We start from the raw sequence: 18,454 nt of genomic DNA, 5'->3' as shown, positions 1-18,454 counted from the left end.
CGCCTGGCGCAACAAGGGAAGGAAGCAGTCCGATGAGAATGACCTGGGTGCAGCCGGAGGACCTCCTCCCGCACCAACTGGTCCAGGCGCGGTCGGAGGGCGTTGACGTCACCGACGTGCAGGCCCGCTGGATCGCCGCCGGCGGTACGACGGACGCGCCGGTGTCCGGTGCCTCCGACGAACCGGCGACGCCCGCGCTGCGCGCGCTTGCTCGCGAGCTGCTGGACGTGCTCGACGCCAGGACAGGGGAGTGGCGCGAGCCCGCGATTCCGGAGTTGCCCTCGCTGGGCCGGCCGGTCGACCTCGAGACCCGGACGTTGAACGCCTGGCTCGGGCGGATGGCCGGGAATCTCCTCGGCAAGCCGGTGGAGAAGATCCCGCGCGAGGGCATCCGGGAGATCCTGGCCAGTTCCGGGCAGTGGCCGTTGACGCAGTACATCACCGCCGCCGGCGTACCGGACGAGGTGCAGCAGCGGTGGCCGTGGAACCGGCGGTCGAAGGTGAACAGCCTGCGCGAGGTCATCGACGGGATGCCCGAGGACGACGACATCAATTTCGCGATCCTGGCGCTGCTGATGATGGAGCGGTTCGGACCCGGGCTGACCACGGACGACGTGGCGCAGAGCTGGTTGAACGAACTGCCGGCCGGCCGCGTGTTCACCGCCGAACGTGTTGCCTACCGCAACCTTCTGGAAGGGGTCGAGCCGGCCCGCGCGGCCGTCGTCGGGAACCCGTTCCGGGAGTGGATCGGCGCCCAGATCCGGACCGACGCCTACGGCTGGGCGCATCCTGGCGACCGGACTGCGGCCGCGCGACTCGCGCTCGTCGACGCCCGGCTCAGTCACACCGGCGCCGGCGTCGACGGCGCACTCTGGGTCGCCGCGATGTCGGCCGCCGCTCTCGTGCTCGACGACCCGGTCGAGGCCGCGGTCGCCGGCCTGGACGTGATCAGCGGACAGGGCGCGATCGCCCGCGCGGTCCGGTTCGGACTGACCCTCGCCGATGCCGAGCTGGACGAGGCACTCGACGCCTTGCACGCGGAGTACGGCGACCTGCATTGGGTACATGCGGTGAACAACACCGCACTCACCGCCTACGCGCTGACTGCTCCGGATTTCACCACGGCGATCGGACGTGCCGTGATGGGCGGCTGGGACACCGACTCGGCCGGCGCTACGGTGGGCGGGGTTTTTGGCGCGACGCGGGGGATTCCGGCAGAGTGGTCTGCACCACTGGACAATCGGGTGGCCACCAGCCTCCCGGGGATGAACCAGATCGCGATCGACGAGCTGGCGCGGCGGACTGTGGAGGTGGCCCGGGGTGGAGCCTGAGGTTGTGGTTGTCGGTAGTGCGAACGTGGACCTGGTGCTGCCTGTCCAGCGGATCCCACGGCCGGGGGAAACGGTCCTGGCGGGAGCCATGACGCGGGGCCCGGGAGGCAAGGGCGCGAACCAGGCGGTGGCGTCGGCGCGTGCCGGTGCGCGGACCGCGATGGTCGTCGCCCTGGGCGACGACGAAGGCGGTGCGCTGCTGCGGGCGGCGCTCGAGGGCGTAGATCTGACGCTGGCGACGACCAGCGAGGCCCCGACCGGTACGGCGATCATCACGGTCGAGGAGAGCGGCGAGAACTCGATCGTGGTCGCGCCCGGCGCCAACGGCGAGCTGACGCTGTCGGCCGACGCTGTGGCCGCTGTCGGACAGGCGAAAGTCGTGCTTTCCCAATTGGAGATCCCGTTCCGCACCGTCGCAGCCGCGGGGGCCGCCTCGTCCTACTTCATCCTGAACGCGGCGCCGGCGGCCGAGCTGCCGGACGAACTGCTGGCCGAGGTCGATCTGCTGGTGGTGAACGAGACCGAGGCCGAGGCGATCGCCGGGGCGGACCGGTCCGCGCTGCTGAAGAAGGTGCCGGCCGCGGTCGTCACTCTCGGCGGCGCCGGCGCGGTGATCCTGACGCGCGACCTGAACGGTGACCGCGAGATCACGGTTCCCGGCGTACCGGTGGACGTGGTCGACACCACGGCGGCCGGAGACACGTTCTGCGGGGTGCTGGCCGCCACGTTGGCTGCCGTGTCAGCGAGCGACGCGATCACGGCAAGCGACCTGACGAACGCGGTCCGACGCGCTAACGTTGCTGCTTCATTGAGTGTTCAGGCCGCGGGGGCGATTTCCTCGGTGCCTCACGGGGATGCAATCGACGCGCGTTATGCGGAGGTGTACCTGTGAATCCGCTCGAACCGCGGCCCATCGATCGACCTGCCCGGGTCGATGTGGGGCTCGGGACCGACCTGTCCTTCCTGGACGACGCCAAGATCCTCGGCGCGCCGGAGGACCCGGCCGACCTGCCGCGGTGGCGCGCGAAACTGGCCGAATGGCGGTTCGGCGCCATCGAACGGACCCGGTACGACGGATCGCACTACGACGAGCCCGGTCGCGAGTGGACCCAGACGGCGTACTCGGTGGCGCTCGTCTGGCTCTGGGACGACCTGCTCTACGACGTCGAGACCGGGAAGTTCACGCCGGAGAAGTTCGTCGAGCACGGGGTCACCGAGTTCGGCGGGTACGACGCGATCGTGCTCTGGCACGCGTACCCGGTGATCGGGATCGACGACCGCAACCAGTTCGACTTCTACCGCGACGTCCCCGGCCTGCGGGAGCTGATCGACGACCTGCACCGGCTCGGGCTCAAGGTCTTCTTCGACTACAACCCGTGGGACGTCGGCACCCGCCGGGCGGACCGCTCGGACGCCGACGAGTTCGCGACCCTGGTCACGGACTACGCGGTCGACGGCGTGTTCCTGGACACCCTGAAGGAGGGCGACCCGAAGTTCACCCGCGCGATCCGGCAGGCGAACCCGGCGATCGCGCTGGAGGGCGAGTCACGGTTGCCGATGGCAAGGATCAGCGACCACGCGCTGTCATGGGCGCAGTGGTTCGCCGACACGCACGCGCCGGGCGTGCTGCGGGCGCACCTGTTCGAGCGCCGGCACATGATGCACCACACCCGCCGGTGGAATCGTGACCACAGCGACGAGCTGCAGTCCGCCTGGGTGAACGGCGTCGGCATGCTGGTCTGGGAGTCGGTGTTCTCGGCGTGGGTCGGCTGGAACGCCCGCGACCGCGCGACGCTGCGCCGGATGGTCGCCGCCCAGCGGGCGTTCGCGCCGGTGCTGATCAACGGCGACTGGATCCAGCTGACGCCGGAGATCCCGGAGAAGGCCCGCGACCACGGCGTCTACGGGTCCCGGTTCGACCTGGCCGACATCACGTTCTGGACGCTGATCAACCGCCACGACGAGGACTTCGACGGCATCGTGCTGCGGTCCGAGGACCAGGTCGGCGACTGGTACGACGTGACCTCGGGTGTGCCGATCACCGCGGACGACGACGGCGTACACCTGACCGTGCCGGGGCGCGGCGTGGCCGGGATCGTCCGGGTCGGCGCGACGGCCGGCGCCTCGTGCCGCGCGACGGCCCGCCGCTTGGGCACGATGCCGCGCGCGCATGTCAACGAGTCCGCGTTCCCGATGCGTCCGGCCGAGCGGATCGCACCGCAGCCGGTGTCCGGTGACGCGAACATCGGCCCGACGGTCGACGTACCGGCCGGGGAGCGGACGTTGACCGTGCGGCACCGGCGACGCGAGACCGGGCTGTACGACACCGCGCCGTACGTCGAGGAATGGAAGCCGCTGCCGCCTCGCCTGCACGACATGCAGACGGTCGAGCGTGAGGTCTCGTTGCCAGGCGTCGCGGTGGCTGTTGCTGAGGTGACCAACGCGGAGTACTTGGCCTTTGTGCAGGCGACCGGCTATCGGCCGCTGATCGCGAACCGGTTCCTCCAGCACTGGATCGACGGTGCTCCCGTTCCCGGGACCGAGGATCAGCCGGTGACGTATGTCGACCTGCCGGACGCGCGGGCGTACGCCGCGTGGCGGGGCGGCCGGCTGCCCACCGAGGACGAGTGGCAGATCGCCGCTCTCGAAGAGGGATTCGTCCGGCGCGAGCCGCTGGTGTGGAACCTGACCGAGAGCGAGCACCGCGACGGCCGCAGCCGGTTCTGCATTCTCAAGGGCGGTTCGCACTATGTTGCCGAGGGCTCCGACTGGTACGCCGACGGCGGGCCGCAGGAGCCGGACGTCAGCTTCAAGCTGGTGCTGACCGGCGGCGGGCTCGACCGCTCGGAGAACATCGGCTTCAGGTGCGCCGGATGAGAACTGCTCCGCTCGACGGGGTGAAGGTGCTGGAGGCGGCGACGCTGTTCGCGGGACCGCTGGCGGCGACCTTCCTCGGCGACTTCGGCGCCGACGTCACGAAGATCGAGCACCCGTCCCGGCCCGATGCCGCGCGCACGCACGGCGCCTCGAAGGACGGCGTCGGGCTCTGGTTCAAGACCCTCGGCCGGAACAAGCGGCTCGCGACGCTGGACCTGTCCCGCGGCCGGGACGTGTTCCTCGATCTGGTCAAGTCGCATGATGTGCTCGTCGAGAACTTCCGGCCCGGCACGCTGGAGCGGTGGGGGCTCGGGCCCGACGTGTTGCTCGAGGCGAACCCGCGGCTGGTGATCGCGCGGGTGACGGCGTTCGGGCAGGTCGGGCCGTGGTCGCGGCGTCCCGGGTTCGGCTCATTGGCCGAGGCGATGAGTGGATTCGCGGCGGTCACGGGCGAGCCGGACGGGCCGCCGACACTGCCGCCGTTCGGACTCGCGGACGGGATCACCGCGCTCGCCACGGCGTACGCCGTCCTGGTGGCGCTGCGCGAGCGCGATAGGTCCGGGGCGGGGCAGGTGATCGACATGGCGATCATCGAACCGATCCTGATGATGCTCGGCGGCGGCATCACGGCGTACCAGCAGACCGGGTACGTGCAGCCGCGGCTCGGGAACCGGTCGTCGAACAACGCCCCGCGGAACGTGTACAAGACTCTTGACGGCCGATGGGTGGCCGTGTCGACGAGCTCGCAGAGCATCGCCGAGCGGGTGGTGACCCTGGTCGGGCGCCCGGACCTGGTCGCGCAGCCGTGGTTCGCGACCGGGCGGGAGCGGGCCCAGCACGCCGACGAACTCGACGACGCGGTCGGCTCGTGGATCGCGGCGCGGCCGCTGGAGCTCGTGATGGAGGAATTCGAGAAGGCCGAGGCCGCGGTCGGGCCGGTGCACGACATCCGCGGCATCATGACCGATCCGCAGTACGCCGCGCTCGGGACGATCGTCAGCGTGGACGACGACGAGCTCGACGGACCGGTGCAGATGCAGAACGTGCTGTTCCGGCTGTCGGAGTCGCCGGGGGCGATCAAGTGGGCGGGCCGGCCGCACGGCGCGAACACCGACGAGGTGCTCGCCGAGATCGGTGTCACGCCGGATCAGCTGGCGGCCCTGCGCGCGGCTGGAGTGGTGTGAAGTGCTGACGGCACTGTATGTTCCGGCCAACCGGCCGGACCGGTTCGCGAAGGCTGTTGCCGCGGGCCCCGATCTGGTGGTGTTCGATCTCGAGGACGCGGTACCGGTCGCCGACAAGGCGGACGCACGCGGCTGGGCGGTGGCCTGGATCGCGGTGAACTCCCACGGGCCGGTGGAGGTCCGCGTGAATGCGCTCGGCACGCCGTGGATCGCGGACGACCTGGCGGCGATCTCCGCCGTACCCGGGGTGCGGATCCGGTTGCCGAAGGTCGAGAGTGCGGCCGATGTGCAGGCGGTCCTGGAAAAGGTGCCGTCGGCAAGGATCACCGCGCTGATCGAGTCGCCGCTGGGTCTCGAGCGCGCGTTCGAGATCGCCACCGCGGACCCGCGCGTCGTCGCGGTCGCGCTCGGTGAGGCGGACCTGTCCAGTGCGCTCGGGGTGGACGGCCCTGAGGGTCTTGCCTGGGCGCGCGGCCGGCTCGTGTCGGCGTCACGGGCCGCGGGCCTCGGCGCCCCGATGATGTCGGTCTACCCGAACGTGCAGGACCTGGACGGTCTCCGGCGTACGTCGGAGGAAGGCCGCGCGCTCGGATTCGTCGGCCGTACGGCGATCCACCCGCGGCAGCTCGCCACGATCGTCGAGGCGTTCACCCCGTCGCCTCTCCAGGTCGCCGAGGCGGAGGCGCTGCTGGCCGCCGTCGAGAAGGCGGACGTCGCCCACGGGGGCGTGATCGTGCTCCCCGACGGGCGCATGGTCGACCCCGCCATGATCGGCCGCGCCCGCGAGCTCACCACCCTCATGCGAGAGATCGAAGCCCGGTCAAGTTAGGCTCAAGTTATGCTGCCGCGCAGTGTTGATGCCGTGGTGATCGGTTCGGGGCCGAACGGGCTGGTGAGCGCGATCACGCTCGCCGATGCCGGCTGGGACGTGCTGGTGCTGGAAGCCGCCGACACGTTCGGCGGTGCTGTCCGCTCGACCGAGGACGGCGGCTGGATCAGCGATCGTTTCAGTTCGAACTACCCGCTCGGGGTCGCGTCACCGGTGCTCCGGGCGCTGGAACTCGAGAAGTTCGGCCTGAAATGGGCGCATGCGCCGCTCCCGCTCGTCCATCTGCTCGACTCCGACGGTGCCGCGGCCGCGATCCACCCGGATCCGGAGGACACCGCGAAGTCGATCGGCGCCGAGCACCCGGGCGACGGTGACGCGTGGGTGCGCCTGTATCAGCAGTACGTGTCGATCCGGGAGCCGTTGCTGAAGGCGCTGCTCACTACCTGGCCGCCGATCGGGCCGGGGGTGAAGCTGGCCCGGAAGCTCGGTTCGGCGGGGGAGCTGCTGCGGTTCGCGCGGTTCATGGCGATGCCGATGCACCGGATGGGCCAGGAGCTGTTCGACGGGCGGCAGGGCCCGGCGATCATCGCCGGGAACTCGCTGCACGCGGACGCGCCGCTGTCGGGCGCCGTCAGCGGGACGATGGGCTGGCTGCTCGCGATGCTGGCTCAGGACGTCGGCTTCCCGGTCGTGGCCGGCGGATCCTCCGCGTTCTCCGGCGCGATGGTACGACGGGCCGAGCGCGCGGGTGCGTTGCTGGTCCCGGGCACGCCGGTGACCGGTCTCGAGGTGTCCGCGGGCCGAGTGACCGCCGTACGCACCGCCTCCGGCGAGACCGTGCTCGTCGAACGCGCCGTCGTCGCGGACACCTCCGCGCCGGTGCTGTACGGCGAGTTGTTGCCGCAGGCCCTCATCCCGGGCGGGCTGCGGCGGGATCTGGACGACCGGTTCGAGTGGGACTACCCGACGGTCAAGCTGAACTTCCGGCTGAACGGCCCGATCCCGTGGCTGGCTCCCGAGGCGCGGTCGGCCGGCGTGGTGCATCTCGGCGGGACGGCCGACGACCTCGTGCACCTGTCCGCCGATCTCGACACCGGGCGGGTGCCGTCGCAGCCGTTCCTGTTGATCGGCCAGACCACGAAGTCGGATCCGACCCGGTCGCCGGACGGAACCGAGGCCGTCTGGGCGTACGCGCACCTGCCGCGCGGCATCGCCGACGACGCCTCGGCGGAGAAGCTGGCCGGCCGGATGGAACGTGCGATCGAGCGGTTCGCCCCCGGCTTCGGCGATCTGGTCATCGACCGCGATCTGCAGCGTCCGTCCACGCTGGAGTCGGGGAACGCCGCGCTCGGGCTCGGCGCGGTCGGCGGCGGCACGATGCAGCTCCACCAGCAACTGATCTTCCGCCCGACGATCGGCCTCGGCAGCGCCCGCACCTTCGTCGACGGCCTGTACCTGGGCAGCTCCGCCATCCATCCCGGTGGCGGCGTCCACGGAGCCTGCGGCCACCTGGCCGCCCGAACCGCCCTCCGCGACGCCTCCCTCCTGGGCCCCCTGACCCGCAAACTCCCCACCGCCACCCTCCGCCACCTCCAACGGTGAGACTTGACGAAGGGGCATGTAGGGCTCGGGTGGCGGCGGCTCGGGTGGGGCGGCTGGCGACTGTGGGCGTGGACCTGCGACCGCACATTGTGCCGGTGACGTACGTCGTCCATGGCGACGAACTGTTCATCGCGATCGATCAGAAGCCGAAGTCGACGACCGCCCTGAAGCGGCTGCGGAACATCGCCGCTCACGAGCAGGTCGCCGTGCTGGTGGACGAGTACGACGAGGACTGGACGCACCTGTGGTGGGTCCGGGTCGACGGGTCCGCGCACGTGGTGCCCGAGCACCCGGCGGCGGTCGAGTTGCTGGTGGCCAAGTACCCCCAGTACGACGCCGACCCGCCGCAAGGCCCGGTGATCGCGATCCGAGCCGACGCCTGGTCGGGCTGGTCGTTCAGCTGATCGGCAGCTCGACAGGAGGTGTCCGCTCGGCGCGGCGGCCCTCACGCTCAGCGGGTCCGCCGATCCGGCGTAGTGGGCGTATACGTACTGTCGTGCTGCAGATCGACGCGTAGGGTACAGGGGGTGGACGAGCGGGTGAGTGTGGAGGGGCTGCTGCGGGAGCTCGCGCCGCAGGTGCTGGGTTTTCTGGCTCGGCGGCACGGGCAGTTCGACCTGTGTGAGGACGCCGTACAGGAGGCGTTGCTGGCGGCGGCGACGCAGTGGCCGGTGGACGGCGTACCGGCGAATCCGCGGGGCTGGCTGATCACGGTCGCGACGCGGCGGCTCACCGATGCCTTCCGGAGCGAGAACGCGCGCCGGCGGCGCGAGGACAACGTCGCGGCGATGGCCGGGCCCGAGGAGCTCGTTTCGCCGGGTGCCGATGTGGACGAGGCACCGGACACCGACGACACGTTGACCTTGCTGTTCCTGTGCTGCCACCCAGCCGTGACGCCGGCCTCGCAGGTCGCGTTGACGCTGCGGGCGGTCGGCGGTCTGACCACCGCGGAGATCGCGCGCGCGTTCATGGTGCCGGAGGCGACGATGGCGCCGCGGATCAGCCGGGCGAAGAAGAGCATCAAGGCGGCCGGCAGCCGGTTCGTGATGCCGCCCGAGTCGGAGCGGGCGGACCGGCTGCGCGTCGTACTGCAGGTGCTGTACCTGATCTTCAACGAGGGCTACACGGCCAGCTCAGGCGAGGACCTGCAACGGGTCGAGCTGACGGCGGAAGCGATCCGGCTGACGCGGATGCTGCGAGCCGCGCTGCCCGACGGCGGTGAGGTCGCGGGCCTGCTGGCGTTGATGCTGCTGACCGACTCGCGCCGGGCCGCGCGGACGACCGCGGACGGCGGCCTGGTGCCGATCGACGAGCAGGACCGGTCGTTGTGGGACCGCGCGCAGATCACCGAAGGCGCCGACCTGATCCTGCACACGCTGCAGCAGGGCGCGGTCGGGTCGTACCAGTTGCAGGCCGCGATCGCCGCCGTCCATGCGGAGGCGCCGAGCGCGGACGAGACCGACTGGCGGCAGATCCTCGCGCTGTACCTGCTGCTCGAGAAGCTCGCGCCGAACCCGATGGTGACGCTCAACCGCGCGATCGCGCTCGCCCAGGTCGAGGGTCCCCAGGCGGGTCTCGACCTGCTGGCGACCCTCGAGGACGACAAGAACATCACCGAGACCCATCGGCTGGACGCGGTCCGCGCGCACCTGTACGAGCGCGCGGGGGACCCGGCCAAGGCGCACGAGCATTATCTGGCCGCAGCCCGCCGTACGACGAGCCTCCCGGAACAGCGCTACCTACAGGCGAAGGCCGACGCGCTCACGGGATGAGTCGGTAGAAGCGGAACAGCGAGGTGTGGAACGGGAGGATCTGCACCTCCCGGAATCCTGCCTCGGTGGCGTACCGGCGGAGTGTCGCCGGCCGCATCACCGCACCGGTCGCGGCCGACTCCGGATCGCCCATCGCATCCGGCAGGCAGGACATCAGGCTCCAGCCGTAGTGGTACCGCTCGAGCTCCGAGGCCGGGGCGGTGAACTCGTCCTCGACCAGTTCGTCGAGGATCAGCACCGAACCGCCTGGCGCCAGCAGCTGCCGCGCGCTCCGCAGCGCGTCGACGGGTCGCGGTATGTCGTGCAGGGCCTCCAGGACCGTGACCAGGTCGAACCGGCCGCTCTGTGAGGCGTCGGAGGCGTTCGCGACCGAGTAGGTGACGCGGTCACTCAGTCCGGCCTCGAGTGCATGCCGGGTTGCTGCGGCGATGGCGTCCTCGTCGAGGTCGAGACCGTGCACAGTGATGCGCGGATAGGCCCGGGCCATCGCGATCGACGACCAGCCGGTGCCGCAGGCGAAGTCGGCGACCCGGGCCGGTGGGTCGGCGCGGAGTCGCTCGTCGATCTCGGGAATGGCGGGCAGCCACTGTTTGCCGAGGAGGTTCAGGTACGTCGGCCTGTTGAACTCCGCCCGTCCTTCTGGCTCCCACGGCTGGTGCGGCGGCGCGTCACCGGTGCGGTACGCCTCGACGAGGTCGGGCAGCATTCGGGCCGCTCGGGCGAGCTCGACTCCCTTGTAGCCGTGGTAGTCGACGTGGTCCGGATCAGCGAGCACAGGCACGTGCTCGGGCGGCAGGGTGTAGCGCCGTACGGTGGGAGCAGCGGTGACGTCGTCGACGTCGACGAGTCCGCTGGCTGCGTGGTGCTCCAGCCATTCGCGGATGTAGCGCTCGTTGGTGCCGGTGCGTTCGGCCAGCTCGACCGACGTCGCCGGGCCTTGCGCAGCGAGCGACCGGTACAGGCCCAGGCGTTCGCCGAGGTAGATGGAGTAGAGCTCGAGCGCGGCTCCGGCGTTCCGGAAGATCCGCTCGACGAGTGCGTCGGTCCGGTCCATGAACGGATCGTACTGATGTCAGGTGACTCTGACCCGGCGGCCGGTCTCGTGGGATTGGATGGCGGCGTGGGCTAGGGCGAGGGCCCGTCGGCCGGCGCGGGCGTGGACGGGTGGTTGGTCGCCGGCGCGGAGTGCGGTCAGCAGCGCGTCGACGTGGCGGTCGAAGGTGCCCCCGAAGTTGCGGGCCTCGTCGTCGAAGTACGTCGAATGCCAGCGCTGCTCGACCGGGTCGCCGGCCTTGGAGAACGTCAGCGCGCGGACGGTGTCGTGGATGACGAGGCGGCCTTTCGTGCCGTTGATCTCGATGCGTTGCGTGTCGGGGTAGGCGTACGACGAGTCGTAGGTGCCGAGCATCGTGCCGACCGCGCGGTTCTCGAAGTCGACCGCGAGCGCGAGCGTGCTGAACGCGCCGTACGTCTTGTCGGTCAGGTGCGCGGAGACCGCGGAGATCGGGCCGACGAGGTGTTCGAGCATGTCGAAGCCGTGGCACTGGGTCTCGATCAGATTGGCGTGCGGCGACCGGCCGTAGTTCGCTTCGCCGCCGAAGCGCCAGGTTGCGAAGATCAGGTCGCCCAGTTCGCCCGCGTCGGTCAGGGCCTTCGCGCGTCGTACCGGTTCGGCGTACCGGTGGTTGAAGTTGATCGCGAAGAACCGGTCGCCGGCTTCGGAGATTAGCGTGTCCGCCTCGGCGAGGTCGAAGACGAGCGGCTTCTCGACCAGCAGCGGTACGCCGGTACGCACGAGCTTCAGCGTGACGTCGTAGTGGTCCTCGTTCGGCAGGCACACCGTGATGAGTTCGGGGCGCTCGGTGCGCAGCATCTCGTCGAGATCGGTGTACGGCGTCGCGCCGTACATCGCGGCCCGTGCCTGGGTGCGGGCCGGTGTGCGGCCGCAGACCGCCACCAGGTCGGTGTCCTCGCGCCGGGAGAAGATGCGCGCGTGGTGCTCGCCCCAGCCGCCGGCGCCGACCACCGCGACCCTCACGAGGCACCGTCCTGGGTGACTACGACCTTGCCCGTTTCGCCGGCCATGAACAGGCGGAACGCCTCGGCGATGTCCGCGACCGGGAAGCGGTGGCTGATCACGCGTCCGATGAGCTCCTGATGATCCTGGAGGAGCGCGAGGTTGCCGGGCATCTCGTCGTACCGGAAGTACTCGCTGCCGAGGACAGCACGCTCGGGGCTGATCAGGTCGCCGGACACGTCGAGCGTGACCGATTCGCCGTGGCCGACGCATATCAGGGCGCCGCGCGGGCTGAGGATGTCGAGCGCCGCGCGGCGGGCGGACTCCTTGCCGGACGCGTCGAACGCGAGGTCAGGGTGGCCGGCCGCGGTGAGATCGTCGGCGAGCAACGGGATCGCGCCGAACGACTCCGCGAACTCGAGCCGCCAGCGGGAGAAGTCGGAGATGTACACCGGTACGTCGTACTTCAGCTTGCTCATCACGGTCAGCCCGAGCCCGATCGGTCCGGCGCCGGCGATGTAGACGCTCTCGACGTCCTGCCGGACCAGCGCTGCGCGACCGAGGGCGTGGCTGCTGGTGCCCATCACGTCGAGCAGCATCGTCGCGTTGCCGATTTCGATGTCGTCGGTGATCGGGAAGAAGTTGGACTCGTGGACCAGTTCGTAGGGGCCGTAGCCGCCGTCCTGGGTGAAGCCCATGTCGGCACGCTTGGCGAGGCACTGGTTGGTCGCGTCGTACTTGCAGCTTCGGCATTCGCCGCAGAAGTCCATCAGGAAGACGGCGCCGCGGGTGCCGACGGGTGTGGTGGTGCCGTCCCCGGTCTGCAGGACGGTGCCGGCGGCTTCGTGTCCGGGGACGACTGACGAGCCGTCGTAGTACTGGTGGCGGTCGGTGCCGCAGAGGGCGTTGGCCTGGACGGCGAGGAGGAGCTGCCCGGGTCCGGGGTCCGGGTACTCGTGGTCCGCGAACTCGATGGTGCCGGCCCCGGTGAACTTGGGGGCGAGGGCGGTACGCGTCATGCTGCCGGAATTTACTACGTAGCAAATCCTGCCCACAAGGGGTTGCCGGTGAGCGTTGTGTCAGCGGCCGGTGCTCTCCCGGACGCGGAGCTCGTAGCCGGCCATCCGGTGCTGCGGGACGTGATCCTCGTCCAGCTGTTCCTCGAGCAGGTCGAGCGCCATGCTCGCGATGTCGTCGAGCAGCGGTGCGACCGTGCTGAGCGACGGTGTGGACAGACCCGCCTCGACGATGTCGTCGAAGCCGATCACCGAGACCTGACCCGGTACGTCGATTCCGGCGCGGACCAGGGCGCGGAGGGCACCGAGCGCGGCGGAATCGTTCATCGCGAAGACCCCGTCGGGGAGCGCTTTCTCGGCGAGCAGCGCGGTGACGGCGTCGGCAGCCGCCGCGGTAGTCCAGTCGCACTCGACGACCAGCGCCGGCTCGGGTTCGATTCCGTATTTCTTCAAGGCCGCCTGGTAGCCCTGCCTGCGCAGTTGGTACGAGCGCCTGGGTCCGTGCTTCGCGCCGAGCAGGAGGATCCGCCGGCGGCCGGTGTCGAGGAGATGGGTGACGGCGGCCTGGGCGGCCTCGCGGTTCTTGATGCCGACGTGGTCGATCGCGCTGCCCGGCTCGCGGTCGCCGATCAGGACCACCGGGTGCGTACTGCGCTGATCGGTGCGGCCGAGGGAGACCGCACTCATGATCACGCCGTCGGTGAGGATCTCGCCGCCGCCCCGGAGCAGCTCGAGTTCGGTCTCGTGGCGCCCGCCGGTGGTCTCGACGAGAACGGTCGTGGAGCGCTGTCTCGCGGCGGAAACGACCGCCTCGGCGAGGTCTGCGAAGTACCGCTCGCGAAAGGTCGGGACGGCCAGCGTCACGGTGCCGGTCCGGCCGCTGCGCAGCCTGCGGGCAGCCGTGTTCGGGCGGTAGCCGAGGGCGTCGAGGCTGGCCTGGACCCGTGCCCGGGTCGCGGGGGAGACGTGGACGTAGTTGTTCACCACGTTCGAGACGGTCCGCTGCGAGACGCCCGCGTGCCGGGCCACGTCGGACATGCTGACCGCCACCGCTGCACTCCTTCTGAGCCTGGGTTCGTCAGGTTACAACGGGTAAAGCGTGACCTGGGTTGTAACTTCGGTTTACAGTAGCGGCATGAGCATCGAGGAGCGGACGCGTGGGCGGCGGGACGCGATCGGGGTCGGGGTCGCCCTGCTGAACCGGCTGGCCCAGTGGCGGGCGATCGACCGGCTCGGGCTGCGCAAACCGGCCGAGCGGGCGGTGTTCGAGGCGACCAAGACCGGTTTCCGGACGGCGGGCGCGCTGTCCCGGCGTTTCTCGGCGGCCTCGAAGCTGGCCGCGCCGTCCCGGCTGCCCGCGGCGAAGGGGACCGGGCGGTTCGACCTGACGCCGACCGAGGACCAGCAGATGATGGTCGACGTCGTGCGCTCGTTCGCCGCCGACGTACTGCGTCCCGCTGCCGCCGCCGCGGACACCGCGTGCACCACGGACCCCGAGGTACTGGAGTCGTCGGCAGAGCTCGGGCTGAGCCTGATCGAGGTCCCGGAGGAGCTCGGCGGCATCGTCACCGAGCGATCCGCGATGACCGGCGTACTGGTCGCCGAGGCACTTGCGTACGGTGACCTGGGGCAGGCAGTGGCGTGTCTGGCGCCGTCCGCGGTGAGTACGGCGATCTCGCTGTGGGGCGACGAGACGCAGCAGGCGACGTACCTGCCGGCCTTCACCGGGTCGTCCGTACCGGCGGCGGCGCTGGCGCTGCTCGAGCCGCGGCCGTTGTTCGATCCCTTCGAGCTGCAGACGCGGTGCACCGGCGGGCTGCTGAACGGCGTGAAGTCGTTGGTTCCGCGGGCCGCCGAGGCGGAGCTGTTCGTCATCGGCGCGCAGACCGACGCCGGGCCGCGGTTGTTCGTGGTCGAGCCGGATCATCCCGGTGTCACGATCGAGGCCGAGCCGTCGATGGGTCTGCGGGCCGCGTCGCTGAGTCGCGTGATTCTCGCTGACGTTCCGGCGGTCCCGCTCGGATCGGTGGAGGACTATGCCGAGTGCGTGCGGTTGTCGCGGCTCGGGTGGTGCGCGCTGTCGCTGGGTACGGCGCGGGCGGTGCTCGACTACGTCACGCCGTACGTCAACGAACGGACAGCCTTCGGCGAGCCGATCAGCCATCGGCAGTCGGTGGCGTTCATGGTCGCGAACATCGGGATCGAACTCGAGGGCATGAAGCTGGTGACGTACCGGGCCGGATCGCGGGCCTCCCAACGCCTCCCCTTTGCCCGGGAGGTGGCGTTGGCGCGCCGGTTGTGCACCGAGAAGGGCATGCAGATCGGGACCGACGGCGTACAGCTGCTCGGCGGGCACGGGTTCGTGAAGGAGCATCCGGTGGAGCGGTGGTACCGCGACCTGCGGGCGATCGGCGTGATGGAAGGTGCGGTGCTGGTCTGATGATCAACCTCGAGACTCCTCGCAAGTTCAGGGCCTTCGTCAACCAGGCGCACCAGGTCGCGGCCGAGATGCTGCGCCCGAACTCGCGCCGCTACGACCTGGCCGAGCACGAGTACCCGGTCGAGCTGGACATGCTCGCCGCGATGGTCGACGGATTAGGTGCCTCGGGCACCGGTTCCGGCGCGGGTGCCTCCGGCGTACGGCGTACCGCTGCCGCCTCGGACGGCATCGTGGACGGCGTCGCGAACGGGTCGAACCTGTCGTCGGTGCTGTCGATCATGGAGATGTGCTGGGGTGACGTCGGGCTGCTGCTGTCGATGCCGCGCCAGGGCCTCGGCAACTCGGCGATCGCGTCCGTCGCGTCGGACGAACAGCTGCGGCGCTTCGACGGCGTGTGGGCCGCGATGGCGATCACCGAACCGGGATGCGGCTCGGACTCGGCAGGCATCCGGACCACCGCGCGGCTCGACGGTGACGACTACGTGCTCGACGGCGAGAAGATCTTCGTCACCGCCGGCGGCCGCTGCGACGCGGTCGTCGTCTGGGCGACGCTCGACAAGTCGCTCGGCCGGGCCGCGATCAAGTCGTTCGTGGTCATGAAGGACACGCCCGGCATGACCGTCGAACGACTGGAACACAAGCTCGGCATCCGCGCCTCCGACACCGCGACGATCCGCTTCGAGAACTGTCGCGTCCCGCGCGAGAATCTGCTGGGATCCGCGGACATCGACAAGGGCTTCGCCGGGGTCATGCAGACCTTCGACAACACCCGCCCGCTCGTCGCCGCGATGGCTGTCGGCTGCGCCCGCGCGTCCCTGGAACTCACCCGCGAGTTGCTGTCGGACGCCGGAGTGCAGATCGACTACGACCGCCCCGTCCACCTGCAGTCCGCCGCGGCCGCGACGTACCTCGCCATGGAAGCCGACTGGGAAGCCGCCTACCTCCTCACCCTCCAGGCCGCCTGGATGGCCGACAACGGCCAACCCAACTCCCTCCAGGCCTCCATGGCCAAAGCCAAAGCCGGGCGCGCCGCCAACGACATCACCCTCCGCTGCGTAGAACTGACCGGCTCCCTCGGCTACTCCGAACACCACCTCCTCGAAAAATGGTCCCGAGACAGCAAAATCCTCGACATCTTCGAAGGCACCCAGCAACTCCAGCAACTGATCGTCGCTCGCCGGCTGTTGGGCAAGACGTCCGCCGAGCTCAAATAGCCTTGTTCGCAACGGCTTCCCGCCTGCTCTGACTTCCTCTCAGAGCAGGCCGGGACCTCGATCGATGTCGTCGAGATCCGGGCCCTGGTCGTCCCTGCTCCGTGACTGCTCCGTCAGCCGCCGAGCAAGTCGCTCCAGCCGACGATCCACCGCCTGCCGAGCACGGTCGTAGGACGACGGCAGCAGGTGCGTGTACATCTGCAGCGTGAATCCTGGATCGTGATGCCCGAGGTACTCGGAAAGCTCCTTGATGTTGACCCCCTTCCGCGAGCGTGATGCTGGCGAAGTAGTGACGGAGCGCGTGCAGCCTGGTCGTACGGTCGGTCTTGAAGCGCCGGCGGCCACGGTTGTCCTTGTATGGCGGCGGGATCACGCCGACCGCTGCAAGCGCGGGCTTCCACACGAGCTCGTGATGAAGACGCGCGTTGAGGTGTCGACCGTCTGGCCAACTGAAGATCAGGTCATGCTCCTGGACGTCGCCGTCGAGCGTTCGGATCGCGATAGTCCTCACGATCTTTGTCCCGCTCCCGCTTGATCTTCCCATCGGACTGCTTGACAGCCCTCGTCCACTGATCCTTCGCAAACGCCACCTGTGCCTCCTCGGCCCGCAAACACAGACCGAGTTCAACGTTTGAGCGCGCAAGACTTCTGCGCTTGCAGCTGCGCGTGTTCGAGCCGATCCAGGAGGCCGCGGCTGATCGACGGACCGTCCTCAACGTGACTGCCGAACCCGAACCAGCTGATTTCCAGCTGGGGTTGACCATGCTGTGTCAACGATGAGCGAAACCCTTACTCGCAAGGGGATCGCGGCCTTCGTCGTGCTCACAAGTGGACGACGAGGGATTGGCGACCATGGTGACCGTCGTGACCGTGGTGCTTGACCGTGCCGGTGTGCGTCCCGTCCACCAGGTGCCAAGCGAGGTCGAGGTCACCGAGCGAGACACCTGTCTGTTCTTCCTCAACCACGGCACCACGAAGGCAGAGTGCACGCTTGACCGTGCGGGCATCGAGTTCCTCTCGGGCCGCGCGGTCGAGGCCGGAGACTCACTCGTTCTGGACGCGGGCGACGCAGCCGTCGTACGGCGACTCGCGACGCAACCGCAGGCATAGCCTCACCTGCCTAGTGGGGCATTGTCTGCGCCGTAGTGTGCGCGTACTCGCTCCAGTTCAGTTCGCGTGATCGGCAGGACGCTTCCGTGTCGAGCGCCCTGCGGCAGCAGAAATCCGTCGGCGTGGCGCCATACCCCGCCAGCCAGATCAGAAGTCTCGAACGGCACATAGCCCCGGCCGCGGAACTCATCGACGAGCAGGTACCACTTCTGTTCCGTGTTGGAACGGAAGACGGTCGGCCCCTCGCCTTCGCTGACGCCAGGGCGCGTGGCGTCACCACGTCCGACAGACTCGGCGACCAGTTCCCACTCGGCGCCGGTGAACCGCGTGGACTTCTCTTGCGTGATGAACGAGCCGCAGGGTTCAGACCAGCCACGGGCCCGTGCATCCTTGGTGAACCGGTAGTAGGTGGTGCAGTCCAAGACCACCGTGGCATCGAGCACAGGATGCCCTGGGTCGTGCCAGATCTGCGGAGGACTGAACGTTCGGAAGTCGCGGGTTGTGGCGTAGAGCATGCGCTCGTGGGTCTCCTCGACGCGGTCCGTGTCGCCTTCGGCATACAGCCGCGACGCCCAATACACGACATAGGCGCCGCGTCGCGGGTCGAAGTGTGCCTTCGGTGCCCATGTGCAGCCGGCGGTGTCAGGGGAGACCTGAATGTGGCGTTGCGACGACCAATTCACCAAATCGGACGACTCCCATACCTCGATGCACAGGCTTCCGACGCGTTTGGCGGCGCGCCACCCAGCACTCCCGAAGATTCGCAAGTCCGTGGCGAGCAGGAAGAACCGGTCACCGGAGGACGCACGCAGAAGGAACGGGTCGCGCAAACCCCTCTCGCCGTGCGTGGAAGTGAGAACCGGTTGTCCGCCGTTCAGCGTGTCCCAGAGCCGCGGGTCCTGGCTGCGTGTGGCGGCGAAGTAGATCTGCTCGCCGTCGTGTTTGTCCTCTCCAGTGAAGTATGCGAACAGATAGCCGTCGAATGGTTCGCCTTCGACTGTCGCTGAGGCGGGCGGTGACGGATCTGGCATGGAGGCTCCCCCGTGGTACAGAATAGTGAAC

17 protein-coding genes are annotated in these 18,454 nt (G+C 69.5%); 11 read left to right on the top strand and 6 right to left on the bottom strand.

Translation table 11 applies throughout. From position 1 onward, the window contains the following. Nucleotides 1-32: 32 nt before the first annotated feature. The 8 genes from EV137_RS35920 (at nt 33) to EV137_RS35885 (ending at nt 9,595) form a co-directional block, all read left to right on the top strand. Nucleotides 33-1,331 (top strand): ADP-ribosylglycohydrolase family protein, encoded by a 1,299-nt coding sequence (locus EV137_RS35920; RefSeq protein ID WP_134132579.1) that lies wholly within the window; start codon nt 33-35, stop codon nt 1,329-1,331. After that, nucleotides 1,321-2,223, top strand: a complete 903-nt coding sequence (locus tag EV137_RS35915) for a ribokinase (RefSeq protein WP_134132577.1) — start codon at nt 1,321-1,323, stop codon at nt 2,221-2,223. Before EV137_RS35920 ends, EV137_RS35915 begins: the two co-directional genes overlap by 11 nt. Beyond that, a complete protein-coding gene (locus EV137_RS35910; protein ID WP_134012838.1) occupies nt 2,220-4,208 on the top strand; it encodes an SUMF1/EgtB/PvdO family nonheme iron enzyme in 1,989 nt (662 codons plus the stop codon). Before EV137_RS35915 ends, EV137_RS35910 begins: the two co-directional genes overlap by 4 nt. Further along, nucleotides 4,205-5,392 (top strand): CaiB/BaiF CoA transferase family protein, encoded by a 1,188-nt coding sequence (locus tag EV137_RS35905; protein WP_134012840.1) that lies wholly within the window; start codon nt 4,205-4,207, stop codon nt 5,390-5,392. The genes EV137_RS35910 and EV137_RS35905 overlap by 4 nt, the downstream gene beginning before the upstream one ends. 1 nt (nt 5,393) lies before the next feature. Then, on the top strand, nt 5,394-6,221 hold the full coding sequence (locus tag EV137_RS35900; protein ID WP_134132576.1) for an HpcH/HpaI aldolase/citrate lyase family protein: 828 nt from the start codon (nt 5,394-5,396) through the stop codon (nt 6,219-6,221). Between the two features lie 9 nt (nt 6,222-6,230). After that, on the top strand, nt 6,231-7,823 hold the full coding sequence (locus tag EV137_RS35895; protein ID WP_134132574.1) for a phytoene desaturase family protein: 1,593 nt from the start codon (nt 6,231-6,233) through the stop codon (nt 7,821-7,823). After that, nucleotides 7,820-8,227 (top strand): TIGR03668 family PPOX class F420-dependent oxidoreductase, encoded by a 408-nt coding sequence (locus EV137_RS35890; protein WP_134132573.1) that lies wholly within the window; start codon nt 7,820-7,822, stop codon nt 8,225-8,227. The genes EV137_RS35895 and EV137_RS35890 overlap by 4 nt, the downstream gene beginning before the upstream one ends. 123 nt (nt 8,228-8,350) lie before the next feature. Continuing rightward, nucleotides 8,351-9,595 (top strand): RNA polymerase sigma factor, encoded by a 1,245-nt coding sequence (locus tag EV137_RS35885; RefSeq protein WP_134132571.1) that lies wholly within the window; start codon nt 8,351-8,353, stop codon nt 9,593-9,595. Here EV137_RS35885 and EV137_RS35880 read toward each other — a convergent pair. The 4 genes from EV137_RS35880 to EV137_RS35865 are packed head-to-tail and all read right to left on the bottom strand — an operon-like array spanning nt 9,585 to nt 13,678. Then, nucleotides 9,585-10,649, bottom strand: coding sequence for a class I SAM-dependent methyltransferase (locus EV137_RS35880; RefSeq protein WP_134132570.1), 1,065 nt, complete (start codon nt 10,647-10,649; stop codon nt 9,585-9,587). The two genes, EV137_RS35885 and EV137_RS35880, sit on opposite strands and share 11 nt — an antisense overlap. Nucleotides 10,650-10,667: 18 nt before the next feature. After that, nucleotides 10,668-11,633 carry a Gfo/Idh/MocA family protein gene (locus EV137_RS35875; RefSeq protein ID WP_134132568.1) on the bottom strand — a complete coding sequence of 322 codons (966 nt, stop codon included), beginning with the start codon at nt 11,631-11,633 and terminating at the stop codon, nt 10,668-10,670. Then, entirely contained in the window at nt 11,630-12,631 is a 1,002-nt protein-coding gene (locus tag EV137_RS35870) for an alcohol dehydrogenase catalytic domain-containing protein (RefSeq protein ID WP_134132567.1), read from the bottom strand. Before EV137_RS35870 ends, EV137_RS35875 begins: the two co-directional genes overlap by 4 nt. 60 nt (nt 12,632-12,691) lie before the next feature. Then, nucleotides 12,692-13,678, bottom strand: coding sequence for a LacI family DNA-binding transcriptional regulator (locus EV137_RS35865; protein ID WP_134132566.1), 987 nt, complete (start codon nt 13,676-13,678; stop codon nt 12,692-12,694). Between the two features lie 85 nt (nt 13,679-13,763). On the opposite strand from EV137_RS35865, the gene EV137_RS35860 reads away from it, so the two are divergent. Further along, nucleotides 13,764-15,068, top strand: coding sequence for an acyl-CoA dehydrogenase family protein (locus EV137_RS35860; protein WP_134132564.1), 1,305 nt, complete (start codon nt 13,764-13,766; stop codon nt 15,066-15,068). Further along, nucleotides 15,068-16,282, top strand: a complete 1,215-nt coding sequence (locus tag EV137_RS35855; protein WP_134132563.1) for an acyl-CoA dehydrogenase family protein — start codon at nt 15,068-15,070, stop codon at nt 16,280-16,282. Before EV137_RS35860 ends, EV137_RS35855 begins: the two co-directional genes overlap by 1 nt. Before the next feature lie 39 nt (nt 16,283-16,321). Here the strand turns inward: EV137_RS35855 and EV137_RS41655 are convergent, their stop codons facing one another. Continuing rightward, nucleotides 16,322-16,480, bottom strand: coding sequence for a hypothetical protein (locus EV137_RS41655; protein ID WP_238175780.1), 159 nt, complete (start codon nt 16,478-16,480; stop codon nt 16,322-16,324). A gap of 654 nt (nt 16,481-17,134) precedes the next feature. Here EV137_RS41655 and EV137_RS35845 point away from each other — a divergent pair. Continuing rightward, the gene (locus EV137_RS35845) at nt 17,135-17,392 is read left to right on the top strand and encodes a Beta-galactosidase C-terminal domain (RefSeq protein ID WP_134132561.1); all 258 of its coding nucleotides are present in this window, start codon (nt 17,135-17,137) and stop codon (nt 17,390-17,392) included. A 2-nt stretch (nt 17,393-17,394) separates the two neighbouring features. On the opposite strand, the gene EV137_RS35840 is transcribed toward EV137_RS35845, so the two are convergent. After that, nucleotides 17,395-18,423 (bottom strand): glycoside hydrolase family 43 protein, encoded by a 1,029-nt coding sequence (locus EV137_RS35840; protein ID WP_134132559.1) that lies wholly within the window; start codon nt 18,421-18,423, stop codon nt 17,395-17,397. Nucleotides 18,424-18,454 lie beyond the last annotated feature (31 nt).

The organism is Kribbella pratensis (assembly GCF_004366075.1).
Taxonomy (GTDB): Bacteria; Actinomycetota; Actinomycetes; order Propionibacteriales; family Kribbellaceae; genus Kribbella; species Kribbella pratensis.
Note: the sequence above shows the minus strand (reverse complement) of the source record. Positions and strands in the feature narration are given on the sequence as shown.

What these genes read in the sequence shown, in the direction of transcription:
- EV137_RS35870 (WP_134132567.1), bottom strand. Translation starts at nt 12,631, where the DNA reads ATGACGCGTACCGCCCTCGCCCCCAAGTTCACCGGGGCCGGCACCATC.
- EV137_RS35880 (WP_134132570.1), bottom strand. Translation starts at nt 10,649, where the DNA reads ATGGACCGGACCGACGCACTCGTCGAGCGGATCTTCCGGAACGCCGGA.
- EV137_RS35840 (WP_134132559.1), bottom strand. Translation starts at nt 18,423, where the DNA reads ATGCCAGATCCGTCACCGCCCGCCTCAGCGACAGTCGAAGGCGAACCA.
- EV137_RS35845 (WP_134132561.1), top strand. Translation starts at nt 17,135, where the DNA reads ATGGTGACCGTCGTGACCGTGGTGCTTGACCGTGCCGGTGTGCGTCCC.
- EV137_RS41655 (WP_238175780.1), bottom strand. Translation starts at nt 16,480, where the DNA reads ATGTACACGCACCTGCTGCCGTCGTCCTACGACCGTGCTCGGCAGGCG.
- EV137_RS35920 (WP_134132579.1), top strand. Translation starts at nt 33, where the DNA reads ATGAGAATGACCTGGGTGCAGCCGGAGGACCTCCTCCCGCACCAACTG.
- EV137_RS35855 (WP_134132563.1), top strand. Translation starts at nt 15,068, where the DNA reads ATGATCAACCTCGAGACTCCTCGCAAGTTCAGGGCCTTCGTCAACCAG.
- EV137_RS35860 (WP_134132564.1), top strand. Translation starts at nt 13,764, where the DNA reads ATGAGCATCGAGGAGCGGACGCGTGGGCGGCGGGACGCGATCGGGGTC.
- EV137_RS35905 (WP_134012840.1), top strand. Translation starts at nt 4,205, where the DNA reads ATGAGAACTGCTCCGCTCGACGGGGTGAAGGTGCTGGAGGCGGCGACG.
- EV137_RS35895 (WP_134132574.1), top strand. Translation starts at nt 6,231, where the DNA reads ATGCTGCCGCGCAGTGTTGATGCCGTGGTGATCGGTTCGGGGCCGAAC.